The following is a 12,499-nucleotide window of genomic DNA, read 5'->3' as shown; positions in this document are numbered from 1 at the left end:
TCAACCGACAACCAAGGTGCTCGGCAATCATTGCCGTGATCACATTACAGTGAGAAAAACCGAAGCAGGGTCGTAGCAAGTCAGCTTAGGAACGGTCTTACGCAGTGTCAGGATGCTTCGGACACAGCCAATTGTTGGTTATTCCCCCACAACAGCAATCAACCCATCCGCCTGCAACAAAGTCTCCAGGCAGTGCTCCTTGACCCCATAAAAGCGCTTGAGCTCGGCAATTTTCTCCAGCAACACCGTGGCATCCACCGGCTGCTTGCGCTTGACCGCAAGGATCATCTTGTTCTTGTTGGTGTGTTCCAACGAGATGAACTCGAACACCTTGGTCTCGTAGCCGCAGGCTTCCAGGTACAGCGCGCGCAGGCTGTCGGTGAGCATCTCGGCCTGCTGGCCGAGGTGCAGGCCGTATTGCAGCATCGGCTGCAGCAAGCCGGGGCTTTGCAGTTGTGGGCGGATCTGTTTGTGGCAGCACGGCGAGCACATGATGATCGCGGCGTTGCAGCGGATGCCAGTATGAATGGCGTAGTCGGTGGCGATGTCGCAGGCATGCAGGGCGATCATCACGTCGATGGCGGCGGGCACCACGCTGCGCACGTCACCGCACTCGAACACCAGGCCCGAATGCTCCAGGCGTGCCGCTGCGGCGTTGCACAGCTCGACCATGTCCGGGCGCAACTCGACGCCGGTCACCTGCGCCTGGCGGCCAAGGGTGTTGCTCAGGTAGTCGTGCATGGCGAAGGTCAGGTAGCCCTTCCCTGAACCAAAGTCGGCGACTTTCAGCGGCTGCTCGGCAGCCAGTGGTGCGCTGGTGAGCGCGTGGTCGAAGACTTCGATGAACTTGTTGATCTGCTTCCACTTGCGCGACATCGACGGGATCAACGCGGACTGCGCGTCGGTAACGCCCAGATCACGCAAAAACGGCCGGGTCAGTTGCAGGTAGCGTTTCTTCTCGCGGTCATGCCCTGCCGAGGCTGCCTCGCGTGCTGGCTGCGCGAGATGGCGCTGCAGCATCGGCTTGCCCTTCTTGCTGAAGGCCAACTGCACTTCACCTTCGCTGGTGAACAGGTGGGCGTTGCGAAAGCTCGCCGGCAGCAGCTCGGCGACCAGCGCCTGAACCTGCTCGTTGGGCAGATTGCGGGTGATGTCGCGGGTCTCATAGCGATAGACCAGGGACAGACTGGGCTGGCCTTTGATCAGCAGCGGCTTGGCAATGATCCGCTGCAGGCTTTGCTCGGCGCCAACATGCTTGGCCAGCACCAGCTTGGCCAGGCTGCCGGCCTCCAGCGAGTCGGCCAGCAGACGCAGAAACTGGGCAAGCGGATCAGCCGCAGACGAAGTGGAAGGCGTGGCAGGCATGGGACGGTGGGGCCTCGAATAACCGGGAGCGCAGTGCGCAGTGGCCGGCATTCTACGTTGCCGCCCGGCCTTCGCGAAGTTTTCTCGACAGCCGTGGTTAGTCCAGGATCACCAATCGATTGGGCAGTTGGTTACGTCGCTGGGTGGCCGGCAATGGTCGACTGAGCTGCTCGGCACAGGCGTCGATGCACTCGACAAAGCCCTGTAGGGTCTGACCCTGGCGCACCTGCTCGGTAAAGCGGGCGATCAACGCGGCGCGTACACGCGGGTCGAAGTGCTGTTCAATGCCGCGGTCGGTCAGAATCGTGACAAAGTTCTCGGCCTGACTGACAAAGATCAGCAAGCTGCTGGTGCCGTGATCACGTTGCCGTTCAAGGGCTCGAAATTGCTGGCGCGCAAGGCTCAGCGCAGTGCGCTGACACAAGCACCTGGGCATCAGCCGATGCCCCAGCCGTGGGTGGCGCAGCAGCAGGCACAGGGCGACGAAGATCACCAGTTGCGCCACCAGCAGGCCGCGCACGCTTGGCCAGCCCAGCAGCAGGTGCAGCAGCCCCGGCACCAGCAATGCCAACAGCGCCGCACAAAACAGCGGCAGGTAGGCAAACTCGTCCGCCCGCCGCGCCAGCACGCTGACCAGCTCGGCGTCGGTACGCCGTTCGGCTCGGGCTATCGCTTCGGCGACCAGCCGTTGCTCATATTCGGTAAACACACTCATGCCGTTGGTCTCTCGATCGTTCTTATAGTTGTTGTCCCGGCACCGGGCTGGCGCGAGTGTATCTCAACAACTACCAGACATCAGGCATAATCCACCGCAGCCGCCAATGCTGTAGGGCAGATCAATAAACGATCGCCTTTGGCCAAGAACAATAGCCGCCTGAACCCTTCGGCCACACGCATTCGTGTGGCCATGACCCAGGCCTCTAATACGGAATTGATGATGAAACTGTCCATGCTCGGCCTGGCCATGGCCTTCGCCAGTCAGGCAACGTTTGCCGCCACTGCTGCCCCGCCCCTGCAGGACAAGCAGGCATTCATCGAGCACTTGATCAGCCAGATGAGCGTCGACGAAAAAATTGGCCAGTTGCGCCTGATCAGCATCGGCCCGGAAATGCCACGCGAGAAGATCCGCGAAGAGATTGCTGCCGGGCGCATCGGCGGCACCTTCAACTCGATCACCCGCGACGAGAACCGGCCGATGCAGGACGCCGCCATGCGCAGCCGCCTGAAGATCCCGATGTTCTTTGCCTATGACGTGATTCACGGCCATCGCACCACCTTTCCGATCAGCCTGGGCCTGGCGGCCACCTGGGACATGCAGGCCATCGCCAAGGTCGGCCGCACCTCGGCCGCTGAAGCGGCTGCCGACAGCATCGACATGACCTTTGCACCGATGGTCGACATCGCCCGTGACCCGCGCTGGGGCCGCACCAGCGAAGGCTTTGGCGAAGACACCTACCTGACCTCGCGGATCGGCCAGGTCATGGTCGAATCGTTGCAGGGCAGCAGCCCGGCAAACCCGGACAGCATCATGGCCATCGTCAAGCACTTCGCCTTGTACGGCGCGGTGGAAGGCGGGCGCGACTACAACACGGTCGATATGAGCCTGCCGAAAATGTACAACGACTATCTGCCGCCGTACCGCGCCGGCCTCGATGCCGGCGCAGGCGGCGTGATGGTCGCGCTGAACTCGATCAACGGCGTGCCGGCCACCTCCAATACCTGGCTGATGAACGATCTGCTGCGCAAGGACTGGGGCTTCAAGGGCGTCACCATCAGTGACCACGGCGCGATTCAGGAACTGATCCGCCACGGCGTGGCCCAGGACGGCCGCGAAGCGGCCAAGCTGGCGATCAAGGCCGGCATCGACATGAGCATGAATGACTCGCTGTATGCCGAAGAACTGCCGGGTCTGGTGAAATCGGGCGAAGTGACCCAGGCCGAACTGGACCAGGCCGTGCGCGAAGTGCTTGGTGCCAAGTACGAGATGGGCCTGTTCAAAGACCCGTACCTGCGTATCGGCCAGGCCAAGGATGACCCCAAGGACGTGTATGCCGACCAGCGCCTGCACCGTGACGCGGCTCGGGATGTGGCCCGACGGAGCCTGGTGCTGCTGGAAAACCGCGAGCAGACCCTGCCGCTGCGCAAGGCCGGCACCATTGCCGTGGTCGGCCCACTGGCCGATGCACCGATCGACATGATGGGCAGCTGGGCCGCCGCTGGCCGGCCAAACCGCTCGGTCACCGTGCGCGAAGGCCTGCGCCGCGCCGTTGGCGATCAGGCCAAGTTGATCTACGCCAAAGGCGCCAACGTCAGCGGCGACAAGGCGATGGTCGATTACCTCAACTTCCTCAATTTCGATGCTCCGGAAATCGTCGACGACCTGCGCCCTGCTGCGGTGTTGATCGACGAAGCGGTCAAGGCCGCACAACAGGCTGACGTGGTCGTGGCGGTAGTCGGTGAATCGCGCGGCATGTCGCACGAGTCGTCAAGCCGCACCACCCTGGAAATCCCGGCGGTGCAGCGTGACCTCATCAAGGCGCTGAAAGCCACCGGCAAGCCACTGGTGCTGGTCCTGATGAACGGCCGGCCGTTGTCGATTGACTGGGAGCGGGAACAGGCCGACGCCGTGCTGGAAACCTGGTTCAGCGGCACCGAGGGCGGCAACGCCATCGCTGACGTGTTGTTTGGCGACTACAATCCGTCGGGCAAACTGGCGATCACCTTCCCGCGTTCGGTCGGGCAGATCCCGATGTACTACAACCACCTGCGCATCGGTCGGCCGTACACACCAGGCAAGCCGGGCAATTACACCTCGCAATACTTCGAAGAGCCCAATGGCCCGCTGTACCCGTTCGGTTACGGCTTGAGCTACACCAGCTTCGAACTGTCCGGGTTGAGCCTGAACAGCAAAACCCTCAAGCGTGGCGACACCTTGCAGGCCAAGGTCACCGTGAAAAACACCGGCAAGCGTGACGGCGAGACTGTGGTACAGCTGTATCTGCAGGACGTCAGCGCGTCGATGAGCCGCCCGGTCAAAGAGCTGAAGAATTTCCACAAGTTGCTGCTCAAGGCGGGTGAGTCGCGCACTGTCAGCTTCAACATCAGTGAGGATGACCTGAAGTTCTACAACAGTCAGTTGCAGCGGGTCGCCGAGCCCGGCCAGTTCAACGTTCAGGTCGGCCTGGACTCTGAAGCGGTGCAGCAGCAGAGCTTCGAACTGCTGTAACCCGGCCCCTGGCGCCGCGGCACCTTCACTGCATGATTACACCGCAATGAAGGCCGCCAGCGGCGACCTCTGGCTCAGCTGAACCTCTCAGGAACCGCCCCCATGCCTTCTTCGTTTCGAGCCTTGCGTCTGGGCCTGGTCGTGCTGCTGATCCTGTTCGGCACTGCTCTGAGCGCTGGCTGGGCGATGCATCAGGCCAAGCGCCAGTCGATGCAGACCGACGCCCAGCGCGCAGCGCAGCAACTGGGCCTGTATGCCAACTCGCTGCACACCCTGATCGAACGCTATCGCGCCCTGCCGGCAGTGCTGGCATTGGACCCGGAGCTGATCGCCGCGCTGGCAGGGCCGGTCGAGCCGGCGGTTCAGCATGCGCTCAATATCAAGCTGGAGCGGATCAACGGCGCGGCCGATTCCTCGACCCTGGAGCTGCTCGATCACACCGGTCTCGCCGTCGCCGCCAGCAACTGGCGCCTGCCGAGTACCTATGTAGGCTCCAACTACGGCTTCAGGCCTTACTTCAAACAGACTCGCAGCCAAGGCAGCGGGCGCTTCTATGCTGTCGGCGTCACCAGTGGTATCCCGGGCTATTTCCTCTCCAGCGCGGTCAAGGACCTGCAAGGACGTTTCCTCGGGGCGATGGTGGTCAAGCTGGAATTCCCCGAACTTGAGCGCGAGTGGCGTCAGGGCAGTGATGTGCTGCTGGTCAGCGATGCCCGCGGGATCATCTTCATTGCCAATCAGGACGGCTGGCGCTACCGCGAACTGAGCCCGCTGTCCGGGGCTGACCGAGCCGAACTGGCTGCCACCCGCCAGTACGACAAGCAGCCACTGCTGGCGCTGCAACACCAGGCACTGACCCGCTTCGACGAGCACAGCCAACTGAGCCGGGTGCAAGGCCCTGACGGCCCGGTCGAATACCTGTGGCAGAGCCTGCCATTGCCCAGCGAGGGCTGGACCCTGCATTTGCTGCGCAAGCCGCAGGTCAGCGAAGACGTGCGCAATGCCGGGCTGGCCGCTGCAGCCATCTGGTTGAGTCTGGTGTTCGCGATCCTGTTCGTCAGCCAGCGTATGCGTCTGGCCCGCTTGCGTCAGCGCAGCCGCGAGGCGCTCAAGCGCCAGGTCGAAGAACGCACCCGGCAATTGCGCACGGCCCAGGAGGGCCTGGTGCAGGCGGCCAAGCTGGCCGCGCTGGGGCAGATGTCGGCGGCGCTGGCGCACGAGATCAACCAGCCGTTGACCACCCAGCGCATGCAACTGGAGACCCTGCGGCTGTTGCTCGACCACGGTCGCCATGACGAAGCGCGTCAGGCGCTGGAGCCACTGGAGCAGATGCTCACGCGTATGGCGGCGCTCACCAGCCACCTGAAAACCTTCGCCCGCAACAGCCCTGGCGGCCTGCGCGAGCGTCTTGATCTGGCCACGGTCGTCGATCAGGCCCTGCACTTGCTGGACACCCGCATCCGCAGCGAAGAGGTCGAAGTAGCGCTGTACCTGGCCCGCCCGGCGTGGGTGCGCGGCGATGCCATTCGCCTGGAGCAGGTACTGATCAATCTGCTCCACAACGCCCTCGACGCGATGGCCGACAAACGCTACAAACGGCTGGAGATTCGCATCGAGAACCACGCCAATGACTGGCACCTGAGCGTGCTCGATTCCGGCGGTGGGATCGACTCGGCCGACCTGGGCAAAGTCTTCGACCCCTTCTTCACCACCAAGCCGGTGGGCGAAGGGCTGGGCCTGGGCCTGGCCATTTCCTATGGCATCGTCCGCGAAGCCGGCGGCCAGTTGCAGGTCGACAACCTGCCCGGCGGCGCTCGTTTCAGCCTAAGCCTGCCACGCGATCTGGAGCCTGCATGTTGAATTCAGTGATTGTCGTCGATGACGAAGCCAGCATCCGCACTGCGGTGGAACAATGGCTGGGCCTGTCAGGCTTTGCCGTGCAACTGTTCGCCCGCGCGGATGAGTGCCTGGCGCAACTGCCCGAGCACTTCCCCGGGGTGATCATCAGCGATGTACGCATGCCCGGCATGGACGGCCTGCAACTGCTGGCCGAGCTGCAGGCACGCGACCCGGACTTGCCGGTGATTCTCCTGACCGGCCACGGTGATGTACCAATGGCGGTCGAGGCCATGCGCAGCGGCGCCTATGACTTTCTGGAAAAACCGTTCACACCGCAGCATCTGCTCGGCAGCCTGCGCCGCGCCCTGGAAAAACGCCAGTTGGTGCTGGAGAACCGCCGCCTGCATGAGCAGGCCGACCTCAAGGCGCGCCTGGAAACCACCCTGCTGGGGATGTCTCAAGGCCTGCAGCAGCTGCGCCGACAAGTACTCGACCTGGCCAACCTGCCGGTCAACGTGCTGCTGCGCGGCGAAACCGGCAGCGGCAAGGAGCGGGTTGCCCGCTGCCTGCATGATTTTGGCCCGCGCGCGGCCAAGCCATTTGTCGCGCTCAACTGCGCGGCAATCCCCGAAGCGTTGTTTGAGGCCGAGTTGTTCGGCCATGAGAGCGGCGCCTTCACCGGCGCTCAAGGCAAACGCATCGGCAAGCTGGAATATGCCAACGGCGGCACGTTATTTCTCGACGAGATCGAAAGCATGCCGCTGGCCCAGCAGGCCAAGCTGTTGCGGGTGATCCAGGAGCAGAAACTCGAACGCCTGGGCGCCAACCAGAGCATCAGCGTCGACCTGCGCATCATTGCCGCAACCAAGCCGGATCTGCTCGCAGAAGCCCGCGCCGGGCGTTTTCGCGAAGACCTTGCCTACCGCCTGAACGTGGCTGAACTGCGCCTGGCGCCGCTGCGCGAGCGGCGTGAAGATATTCCGCTGCTGTTCGATTTCTTCGCTCGCACAACGGCTGAGCGTCTGCAACGTAGTGTGCCGCCGTTGACCGGTGCGCAGTTGGCGCAGCTGCTCAGCCATGACTGGCCAGGCAATGTCCGCGAGCTGGCCAACGCTGCTGAACGGCATGCCCTGGGGCTGGGGTCGAGCGGGCCTGAAGGCGATGCCGTTGGCCCGTCGCTGGCTGAGCAGATAGAGGCATTCGAGGCACAGTGTTTGCGGGCGGCGCTGCGCCAGTCTGGGGGTGAGATCAAGGCAGTGATGGAGGCGTTGCAACTGCCGCGACGCACGCTCAACGAGAAGATGCAGCGGCATGGGCTGGTGCGGGAGGATTTTCTCGAGCGGGGATAGGCGGAATCTTGCTTATTGGCTGCTATGGCTAGGCGTGAATCTGCCTATTCCGAGTGAGACCGGGGGCTGCTCTGCAGCCCTTTCGCGACGCAAGGCCGCTCCTACAGAAAAGCCACAAGCCTTCTGGCGCCGCCGTCTGTAGGAGCGGCCTTGCGTCGCGAAGGGGCTGCAAAGCAGCCCGAAAATTCTAACTGGCACACCTCCTGCACTACCCCTTCTCAAGCAGCGCTCCGGCGCGCTCCACAAAAACAACGAGAAGGTTACCTCTGATGGATAACGCCACCTCCCTGCCAACCGGGGCGGCCACAGCGCCAGCCGCCGAAAAAACCACCTCCAGCCGCCTCAAGTCGATCTTCAGCGGATCGATCGGCAACATGGTCGAGTGGTATGACTGGTACGTATACGCCGCATTCTCGCTGTACTTCGCCAAGGCTTTCTTCCCTGCCGGCGACACAACCGCACAATTGCTCAATACCGCTGCGATCTTCGCCGTGGGCTTCCTCATGCGCCCGATCGGCGGCTGGTTGATGGGCATCTACGCCGATCGCAAGGGCCGCAAGGCGGCGCTGATGGCGTCGGTACTGCTGATGTGCGCAGGTTCGCTGGTGATTGCGCTGACCCCAGGCTATGAAACCATCGGCGTCGCTGCCCCCATCCTGTTGGTAATCGCGCGCTTGATGCAGGGCCTGTCGGTAGGCGGTGAATACGGCACCTCGGCAACGTATCTGAGCGAGATGGCGAGCAAGGAGCGGCGCGGCTTCTTCTCCAGCTTCCAGTACGTGACGTTGATTTCCGGCCAGTTGATTGCCCTGGCGGTGTTGATCGTCCTGCAGCAGACCCTGACCACCGAGCAACTGTACTCATGGGGCTGGCGTGTGCCGTTCGTGATCGGCGCGCTGTGTGCAGTGGTTGCGCTGTACCTGCGTCGCGGCATGGAAGAAACCGCCTCGTTCACCAAGAAAGAGAAGTCCAAAGAGAGCCTGATGCGCACTCTGATGCGCCACCCCAAGGAACTGTTGACCGTAGTCGGCCTGACCATGGGCGGCACCCTGGCCTTCTACACTTACACCACCTACATGCAGAAGTACCTGGTCAACACCGTGGGCATGAGCATCAGCGACTCGACCACCATCTCGGCCGCTACGCTGTTCCTGTTCATGTGCCTGCAACCCGTGATCGGCGCGCTGTCGGACAAGATCGGCCGACGTCCGATCCTGATCGCCTTCGGCGTGCTCGGCACGATCTTCACCGTACCGATCCTGACCACCCTGCACACCATTCAGACCTGGTGGGGCGCGTTCTTCCTGATCATGGCAGCGCTGATCATCGTCAGTGGCTACACCTCGATCAACGCCGTGGTCAAAGCCGAGCTGTTCCCGACCGAAATTCGTGCTCTGGGCGTTGGTCTGCCGTATGCGCTGACCGTATCGATCTTCGGCGGCACCGCTGAATACGTCGCGCTGTGGTTCAAGAGCGCCGGCATGGAAAGCGGCTACTACTGGTACGTCACCGCCTGTATCGCCTGCTCGCTGCTGGTGTACGCGACCATGAAAGACACCAAGACCCACTCGCGGATCACTACTGACTGATCCCGCAGCGGCAATACAGAAAGGGCGCACCGGTAATCGGTGCGCCCTTTTTCATGTTCACCGCTCAATGTCTTCGCGCCAGTTTCAGCCTGTTAATTCCTCATTAATCTCAGACACCTAGTCTGCACAAGCTGACCAATCACTCGAACCTGCTAGGGCCACAAGCCTGCAGGCGGTGCAAGTCGCACAAATATACATCGATTAATACGATTCAAATGTGCATATTTTTGCGATTTTTAATCAAATTAATCGGAGTAGGATTTGATTCATGGAAACAAAACAACCTGAAACCTACCGGAGCAACCAACCATGAAAAACAAACTGATTCTCGCCGTCGCCCTCTCCGTCCTGGCTACCGGCGCTTTCGCTGAAGATGGCTTCGACCGTACCAGTGCTCATTCCTTTGCTGCCGCCAGCACTCAATCGGCAGCGTACGCAGAGGATGGTTTTGACCGCACCAACGGCGCACGCTTCGCTGAAGACGGCTTCGACCGCACCAACGGCGCACGCTTCGCCGAAGACGGCTTCGACCGCACCAACGGCGCACGCTTCGCAGAAGACGGCTTCGACCGCACCAACGGCGCACGCTTTGCAGAAGACGGCTTCGACCGCACCAACGGCGCACGCTTTGCCGAAGACGGCTTCGACCGCACCAACGGCGCACGCTTCGCAGAAGACGGCTTCGACAACACCAAAGGTCATCGCTTCAGCTAAGCCCTGCTGCGGGCACCCAGCCCGGCCTTGCCGGGCTTGATCATTTGCAGCAGCGCGCAGAACCGGCACACTAGGCATCTTGTCCATCCCAGAGCGGCCCTGATCAGATGTACTACTACGAACCTGCCAAAGGCCACGGCCTGCCCCACGATCCCTTCAACGCCATCGTCGGCCCGCGGCCGATTGGCTGGATCTCCTCGCACGATAGCGAGGGCCGGCTCAACCTGGCGCCCTACAGCTTCTTTAACGCCTTCAACTACATTCCGCCGATCATCGGCTTCTGCAGTGTTGGCCGCAAAGACAGCCTGAACAACATCGAACAGACCGGCGAATTCGTCTGGAACCTGGCCACCCGACCGTTGGCCGAGCAGATGAACCAGAGCTGCGCTGCGGTTGCAGCCGATGTCGACGAGTTTGTCCTGAGCGGGCTGACGCCGACGGCATCGCGCATTGTCGGTGTACCGCGAGTGGGCGAAAGCCCGGTGGCGTTCGAGTGCAAGGTAAGCCAGATCATCCAGCTCAAGCGCGCCGATCAGGAACTGGTACCCAGCTGGCTGATCCTTGGCGAGGTGGTGGCTGTACACATCGCCGAGCACCTGCTCAAGGACGGCATCTACGACACGGCTGCCGGTGAGCCGATTCTGCGCGGTGGTGGCCCGCAGGATTACTTCGAGCTGGGCAATCTGTTCAAGATGGCGCGGCCGCGCAACGACGGCTGATCACCAGATCAGCTCGCCCTCTTCGCTCACGCCCTGCAAGCGTTCGAGCTCGGCGCAAGCGGCCTCATCGGCCGCGATTGCGCCCTTGAACAGCTGGCCATCAAGCACCTTGTGAAAACGCGGCGTACCCATCCCGGCGAGTGCCTTGACTGCGATGGCAGCGTGATAACCACCGCCCTCAACCGGGACCATCGCTGAAACCGCTTCAAACTGGGCAAATTCTCTACGTGCCATGCTGCGTTTCCTTGTCGAAAAGGCGGCATTGTAACCTGCTGATCACTCGCTGAAGGTATGCAGATCCAGGCTTGCCAGCACCTGCGCCTGCACCAGTTCGCCGAGCAGGTCGAGATTGGCCGAGGCGAAGTAGCCAGTCATTGCCTGCTGATCGTGCCAGCTGCCGCTGAGCAGCCACAGGTCGTCATCGGCCTGCGAGCGCTGCACGCTGAAGCTCAGGCAGCCGGGCATGCGCAGCGACGGTTCGAGCAGGTCCCGCAGACGCGCGCCAAGCTCGGACGAGCGGCCGTTGCTGGCACGGATAAAAGCCAAGTGGGTGACCGGTTGACGTGGTGTCATGAATGCGCTCCTTGAAACAGGCCAGACGGAAGATCCAGGCGACCAAGGTTATGCCCCGCTTGACCTGCGCCGTTAGGCCATTACTGCGAGCCGCTTGCCTGATCCTGCGCCGCGGCAGGATCAGGCAAGCGACCGACAGCATTCGACTAGCGCCCAAGCTTGCCCAAACCTATCCTGCCCCCTCAGCAGAGGAAACCCGTCATGACCACCCCATCGCCACTGGACCCCACGCTTGAAGCCCGCCGCGAGGAACTCGCCGGGTTGATCCTGCGCCATGCCGGAGGCGGGCCGTCGGCGATCGACGCGCTATACCTCAGTCGTTACGAGGAAAACCTGCGCGCAATGCCGACCCTGGCGCAGCCTGCATTGTGCATTCTGGCCCAAGGCAGCAAGACGCTGTTTCTGGGTGATGAAAGCTACACCTACGACCCTCTGCATTACATGGTGGTGTCGGTAACCCTGCCAATCACCGGCGCCAGCCTGGATGCCAGCCCGGACAATCCTTGCCTGGGCCTGCGCCTGGACCTGGACCCTGCCGAGATCAGCCAGTTGATTGCCGAGAGCGGGCCGATGCTGGTGCCCAGCCAACCGTCGGGCCGTGGCCTGTTCGTCGAGCGCAGCGATGGCGAGCTGCTCGATGCCCTGCTGCGGCTGGTGCGGCTGCTCGATTCACCACGCGATATTGCAGTACTGGCGCCGCTGGTGCGGCGCGAGCTGCTGTATCGAGTATTGCGCGGCCCGCAGGGCTATCGGCTGTATGAAATCGCCCTGTCCAACAGCCAGACCCATCGCGTGTGCCAGGCCATCGCCTGGCTCAACCGGCATTATCAGCAGCCGCTGCGTATCGAAGAGCTGGCCCGCGAGGTCAACCTGAGCACCTCGACACTGCACCACCGCTTCAAGGCCGTGACCTCGATGAGCCCGCTGCAATATCAAAAACAGCTGCGCCTGCAGGAGGCGCGCCGGCTGATGCTCAATGATGGTGTCGAGGCGGCGGTGGCGGGCTACCGTGTCGGCTATGAAAGCCCATCGCAGTTCAGCCGCGAATACAGCCGGCTGTATGGTGCGCCGCCGATTCGCGATGTCGCCCGCTTACGCGCCAGTGCCAGCTGAGCACTGCCCGAA

Annotated in this window: 11 protein-coding genes; 7 read left to right on the top strand and 4 right to left on the bottom strand. The window is 62.4% G+C overall.

Translation table 11 applies throughout. The features are described from left to right. Positions 1-138: 138 nt before the first annotated feature. Entirely contained in the window at positions 139-1,365 is a 1,227-nt protein-coding gene (locus M2396_RS16485; RefSeq protein WP_259076026.1) for an SAM-dependent methyltransferase, read from the bottom strand. 97 nt (positions 1,366-1,462) lie between these two features. After that, a complete protein-coding gene (locus tag M2396_RS16480; RefSeq protein ID WP_101321917.1) occupies positions 1,463-2,080 on the bottom strand; it encodes a hypothetical protein in 618 nt (205 codons plus the stop codon). A gap of 219 nt (positions 2,081-2,299) precedes the next feature. On the opposite strand from M2396_RS16480, the gene bglX reads away from it, so the two are divergent. From bglX to M2396_RS16450, 6 genes are all read left to right on the top strand, one after another. Further along, positions 2,300-4,591, top strand: coding sequence for a beta-glucosidase BglX (gene bglX / locus M2396_RS16475; RefSeq protein ID WP_220634190.1), 2,292 nt, complete (start codon positions 2,300-2,302; stop codon positions 4,589-4,591). Between the two features lie 102 nt (positions 4,592-4,693). Beyond that, positions 4,694-6,451: an ATP-binding protein gene (locus tag M2396_RS16470; protein WP_259076021.1), complete on the top strand. Its 1,758-nt coding sequence runs from the start codon at positions 4,694-4,696 to the stop codon at positions 6,449-6,451. Then, entirely contained in the window at positions 6,445-7,779 is a 1,335-nt protein-coding gene (locus M2396_RS16465; protein WP_101321919.1) for a sigma-54 dependent transcriptional regulator, read from the top strand. The genes M2396_RS16470 and M2396_RS16465 overlap by 7 nt, the downstream gene beginning before the upstream one ends. Before the next feature lie 269 nt (positions 7,780-8,048). Then, entirely contained in the window at positions 8,049-9,368 is a 1,320-nt protein-coding gene (locus M2396_RS16460) for an MFS transporter (RefSeq protein ID WP_150570604.1), read from the top strand. Positions 9,369-9,677: 309 nt separating this feature from the next. Beyond that, positions 9,678-10,082: a heme utilization protein gene (locus M2396_RS16455; protein WP_259076016.1), complete on the top strand. Its 405-nt coding sequence runs from the start codon at positions 9,678-9,680 to the stop codon at positions 10,080-10,082. A 107-nt stretch (positions 10,083-10,189) separates the two neighbouring features. Further along, the gene (locus tag M2396_RS16450; RefSeq protein WP_101321922.1) at positions 10,190-10,801 is read left to right on the top strand and encodes a flavin reductase family protein; all 612 of its coding nucleotides are present in this window, start codon (positions 10,190-10,192) and stop codon (positions 10,799-10,801) included. Here M2396_RS16450 and M2396_RS16445 read toward each other — a convergent pair whose 3' ends face one another. Continuing rightward, positions 10,802-11,035, bottom strand: a complete 234-nt coding sequence (locus M2396_RS16445) for a hypothetical protein (protein ID WP_101321923.1) — start codon at positions 11,033-11,035, stop codon at positions 10,802-10,804. Between the two features lie 42 nt (positions 11,036-11,077). Then, positions 11,078-11,374 carry an antibiotic biosynthesis monooxygenase family protein gene (locus M2396_RS16440; protein ID WP_101321924.1) on the bottom strand — a complete coding sequence of 99 codons (297 nt, stop codon included), beginning with the start codon at positions 11,372-11,374 and terminating at the stop codon, positions 11,078-11,080. A gap of 201 nt (positions 11,375-11,575) precedes the next feature. Between M2396_RS16440 and M2396_RS16435 the strand changes: the two genes are divergently transcribed. Then, the gene (locus tag M2396_RS16435; RefSeq protein WP_101321925.1) at positions 11,576-12,487 is read left to right on the top strand and encodes an AraC family transcriptional regulator; all 912 of its coding nucleotides are present in this window, start codon (positions 11,576-11,578) and stop codon (positions 12,485-12,487) included. The last annotated feature ends 12 nt before the right edge of the window (positions 12,488-12,499 follow it).

The organism is Pseudomonas sp. BIGb0278 (genome assembly GCF_024809895.1).
GTDB lineage: Bacteria > Pseudomonadota > Gammaproteobacteria > Pseudomonadales > Pseudomonadaceae > Aquipseudomonas > Aquipseudomonas shirazensis.
This window is presented reverse-complemented; position numbering and strand designations above follow the sequence as displayed.